The 4,592-nt window shown below is 62.8% G+C and carries 4 protein-coding genes; 3 read left to right on the top strand and 1 reads right to left on the bottom strand.

Going from position 1 to position 4,592, the window contains the following annotated elements; genetic code table 11:
• The coding region (locus NUW23_11010; protein MCR4426692.1) for a hypothetical protein at positions 1 to 795 on the top strand (795 nt) is incomplete at its 5' end.
• Between the two features lie 31 nt (positions 796 to 826).
• On the opposite strand, the gene NUW23_11005 is transcribed toward NUW23_11010, so the two are convergent.
• Complete coding sequence (locus NUW23_11005) at positions 827 to 1,951, bottom strand: PRK06851 family protein (protein ID MCR4426691.1); 1,125 nt, start codon at positions 1,949 to 1,951, stop codon at positions 827 to 829.
• Between the two features lie 166 nt (positions 1,952 to 2,117).
• Here NUW23_11005 and NUW23_11000 point away from each other — a divergent pair, with 166 nt between their 5' ends.
• Entirely contained in the window at positions 2,118 to 3,227 is a 1,110-nt protein-coding gene (locus NUW23_11000) for a cell wall-active antibiotics response protein (GenBank protein ID MCR4426690.1), read from the top strand.
• Positions 3,224 to 4,592: M28 family peptidase (locus NUW23_10995; GenBank protein ID MCR4426689.1), on the top strand; the 1,369-nt coding region annotated here is incomplete at its 3' end. The genes NUW23_11000 and NUW23_10995, both read left to right, overlap by 4 nt.

Below are 4,592 nucleotides of genomic sequence, written 5' to 3'. Positions count from 1 at the left end.
GCCAAGCTCGCCGAGCTCCGTGCCAAGCTGAGGCGCCTCGCCAAGAGGCGCCGGACGCGTGAGAAAAGGGACGCACTCAGGGCGGAGCTGGAGTCCGTTCGCGCGGAGATTGCCGGACTCAGGTCCCGGGAGTGTGGCAGGGGCGAGCGGAGGGCGTGCCGGAAGCTTCTGGCCAAGCGAGGGTTGGTGGTCGGGAGGATGCAGAGTCTCTATGAGCGCATGCGAAGGCTTGGCAGCGAGGACAGGTTTGTACATGAGTTCAACCGCAAACAGGCCCTGCTTGAGAGGCTCGGGTATATCAAGGATGGGCAGCTCAGGTCCCGCGGGGAGATCGCCCGTGAGATTCACACCCAGGAGCTTCTCGTTACCGAGTTGATCTTCGCCGGAGTCTTCCATGAGTTCGACCCGGATCAGATAGCCTCTCTCGCAGTGTGTATAGACTATGAACCAAGGCGGGGTGAGTTCCCCGCCCGGTCAGTGCCATTCGATGTCGATCGAATCCGGGAGATCGCCTCCGAAATCGAGCTGGTGGAGGAGAGCTTCCTCGGATCCAGCACGGTCCAGTTCTTCACAGGCCTGGCGCCGCTCGCCTACAAGTGGAGCCAGGGGGTGGACTTCGCTGAACTGGTGCGCGGAGGCGGGTACGCCGAAGGGGACATAGTGTCGGCCTTCCGCCGCGGCATCGACCTTCTTCGCCAGGTCCGTGCAGCGTGCAAGGACGATCCTGCGCTGGTTGCCAAGCTCACGGAGACGATGCGGCGGATCGACCGGGATGTCGTCGAGGTCCTCCTCTAGGGTTGCTCTGGGTCGGGACCTTGCGCCGTCTTCAGATTCCCGCCTCCATCTCCTTTTCCCAGCCGAGTATCCGCTGGAGCGTCTGCTCCCGGATCCCGCGCACTGCGTCAAAGTCGATGTTTGGGATGTAGAAAGATTCGAGGGTGTCATGTGCCTCGAGTGCCTGCTTGAGGAAGATCACAGCCCGATCCATCATCTTGTTCATCATCTCGCGGTCATAGGCGATGACCTCCGCGTTCTTGTCGACAGCCCGGGGATCCAGGCACTGGTCCATGTCGACCAGGACTTCATCTGGCCCGTGGTCGGCAGCCGGGACCCATAGGTGCGGTTCTACGGAGGTGATCACGGCCACACCCAGGGCCGGCACGACCAGGTGTTCAAGGCTGGACGGGTTCAAGGAGCAGTGGTAGAGTTCCACGTCGTATCCACATTCCACGACACGCTGTGCGACCTTGGAGATGAGGGTGGACTTGCCTGACCCGGGCCCGCCTTCCAGTATGAATCTTCTTGGGCATCCGCTGACCACGGTGTCCAGGTAGTTTACGAAACCCAACGGTGTGATGGCGCTGGCGAAGAGATGGCGCTCGTGACCAGGTGACGCCGCCACTTCAGCGTTATCCACTGTCTCGTCGAGCACAGTCCGGGCTACTCGGTTGGCTTCGCCGAAATCCAGGGCCTCGGAGTTGGCGTCGCTCCAGTCGTCGAGGATGTCCCCGGCGGCCCGGAGGAACCTGTATGCCCGCTGGAAGAGGCATCCTACCTCCTTGGTGAGGCGTATGATCTCCTGCCGGTGTGAACGCATCGCGGCCTCGTCCCAGTAGTCGCCGAGGTGCAGGATTTCATCCACCGCGCCGGGGAACCTGGGGTCGACTATGTGTGGCGCGGTCCCGTCGATCAGAGCCACCCGCAATCCAGGAATGACTAGCCCGTCGAGGGACTCCGGGTCCGACGAGCAGTGAAAGTACTCAACGTCGTGGCCCTTTTCAACCATGCTGTCTCCTATGTATTTCATGAAGGTGGACTTGCCGACGCCGGGGCCGCCTTTTATGACGATTATTCTTGTGGCTTCCTGGTCTATGATATTGCTGTACAGTGAGAAGAACCCGCGCGACGTGTTTCCCCCGAACATCCGTCTGACGTTGGCTCGACTCCTCATTGGACTCCCTCCCAAGCGCATCTTGCGATCACAGTCAGACTATGCGGGAGGGCATCGATCTGTCTTCGCAGACGGGAGGAAACGAGTGAACGTAGGCGAATACAGGTACAGCGTGGCTCCTTCAAACTCACTAACTAAGGGAAGCCAAAAGGAGGCCTTCCATCTGATGGAAAGACGGGGGGTCGGGGACCTTGCAGGTCCACTCATTCTGATCGCCATCGGCGTGCTCCTGCTGCTCAACACCACGGGCATCCTACGCTGGGATGTATGGGGATCGCTCTGGCGGTACTGGCCTGTCCTCCTCATCATCTGGGGCGTATCGATCTTCTTCGGCAGAGGCAGCCGGGTTGTCGGGTTCCTGTTCGTTGTCTTCTTGGTCATACTCGGCCTCTTCGTGGCCTCCAACGTAGTTCCGGGAGCCTTCGACGGGATGAGGTGGGGAGAAGCCCCGGGAGCCGAAAGGACCAAGCAACTGGCGGTGAGCTACGACCAGTACAGGCCGTCGGAGGTGGATCTTGAGATCTCCATAGGGGCCGGCCAGGTGTTCGCGTCCACAGGGGCTACACAGAACATCCTGGACGCCACGGCTACCTATGTGCGCGACCGCGATGAACCCGAACTCGACGTGTCGGCCTCAGGCAGGAGGCTCTCAGTGAAGTACGGCACCGATACTCGGTGGACATCCTTCTTCCCGGTGCCTTTCCGGTACCGTAATGAGCACAGGGTAACCCTGGGCAGACCCGAGATCCCCACGTCGCTCAAGTTCAGGGTGGGCGCGGGCAATCTCGATGCAGCCTTCGACGGCCTCACCGCTACCCGGCTCGAGCTCGCAGTCGGGGCCGGGGAGGCGAAGGTGGGGTTCCCGACTCCCGGCGACATAAGAGCGGCAGGGAACCCTGCGGTTCAGTTTGAGGCGGGCGCCGGAACCGTCCACATCTCGCAACTTGGCAACGTGGGGGCGAGGCGTATCAAAGGGTCAGTCGGGTCCGGGACGGGCTACCTCGATCTCACGGGTGCCCAGACTACAGGGACCGTGACCGCCGATGTGGAAGTCGGTGCTGGTAAGATGGTGATCCTGATCCCAGAGGGCATGGGGCTCCGTGTCGACGCGTCGATTGGAGCCGGGAGTCTGTGGGTGGACGGGACCAAGTACTCCACAAGGGACCTGGGCTCGAGCCGCAGGTACCTTTCGCCTGATTACGACCGCGCTGCATCGCGCCTTGATCTCACGGTGAAGATCGGTGCGGGCAGGATAGAGGTGGAGCACACAAGGTGATACGCACGGGCGCGGGAGGCGCCGCCCGCCGCCGGCCGCACCCCGCCGGCCTGGTTACAGGCGTCCTCTTCCTGGCCATAATGCTGATTCTGCTGCCACGGGGCGTTGGGGCGGTCCCGGAGCGCAGGGCAGACGCATCGCGAGTTCTCGTGCACGTGCGGGAGCTTGCCGGGCGCATCGGTCCCCGACCGGCCGGCACGACGAGTGAGGCCCGGGCGGCGGACTACGTCGCACTGCGCCTTGCTGAGTATGGGTATGAGGTCGTGAGGCAGCCGTTCACTCATGTGACCAAGAACTCGGAGACCGCATCCCAGAACGTCATCGGCATTGCCCGCGGGGGCGACCCTCGGGTGATCATGGTCAGCGCGCAGCTGGACACAGTGGGTCCCGATGCCCCGGGAGCCAATGATAACGCGTCGGGTGTGGCGGCGATGCTCGAGGCGGCCAGGGTGCTGTCTTCGTCACGGCCGGGCACAAGCCTGGCGTTCGTTGCTTTCGGGGCAACGAACCCAGCGAATGCAGGAGCTGAATCGCTCGCCCGCGGCGGACCCGATATCCCATTCAGTCCCGGCGATGTGGCTTTGGCGATCAACCTTGATTCAGTCGGTCGGGGTTGCGATGTTGAGGTGGTTCCGTGGGGCGATGGGCGGGCCCTGGCGGCTCCGGACTTCAGACGGGTCGTGGCCGGACTGAGAGACGCCGGAGTGAGCGTGCGGTTCGACACGACAAAGAGCCTCCTGGGGGAGGTGCCGGGTGATCACTCGCCCCTGCTTGCGGCGGGGATCCCGGCGGTCACCGTCTCTTCTGCCCGTGGGCAGACCTCGAGTCCGGTCTCCCCCGATCCACGGTGGGACCTACCTGACTTGGTGGACGGAGCCTCGATTGCGTGTGCTGCTGATGCGGCGCTGGCCCTCGTGGCTACGTTCGCTGGAGGCGCCCCGGCGCGAGTCTCCGGGACCTATCTGGCCTTTTGGGTTCTGGGAAGGGTTGTGTCGTTGCCGGCTCTCCCGAGCGTGGTGGTGTCCGGGGCTGCGCTGGTCTTGGGGTTGCTTGCGGTTCTGTGGACAAGGTCCATGCTGTACGACGAGTTCAGCAGGGTAAGGCCTGCTGGGTACGTGTCGGCCCTAATAACGTCGGCCGCTACCGGTATCGTAGTTGCCGTCCTGATCTGGACAGCGTTCATCCCTTCTCTCGCTGTGGGAGCAGTGAGGGGCGTATCCAGGCCGTGGAACGCACACCCTGGTCCGTATGCCACCGCAGGGCTGGTATCCTCGTTATTCTTCTTCACAATCGTAATCCGGCTCACAGGCAGCAGGCTCAGGGAGGAACTTCGCGTCCCGGTGCTGCGCCTGTCTATTCTCGGGC

The sequence above is a fragment of the Bacillota bacterium genome (assembly GCA_024655925.1).
In the GTDB taxonomy this organism is placed as follows: domain Bacteria; phylum Bacillota; class DTU025; order DTU025; family JANLFS01; genus JANLFS01.
The sequence above is the reverse complement of the archived record's forward strand: the minus strand, read 5'-3'. Positions and strand labels throughout refer to the sequence as shown.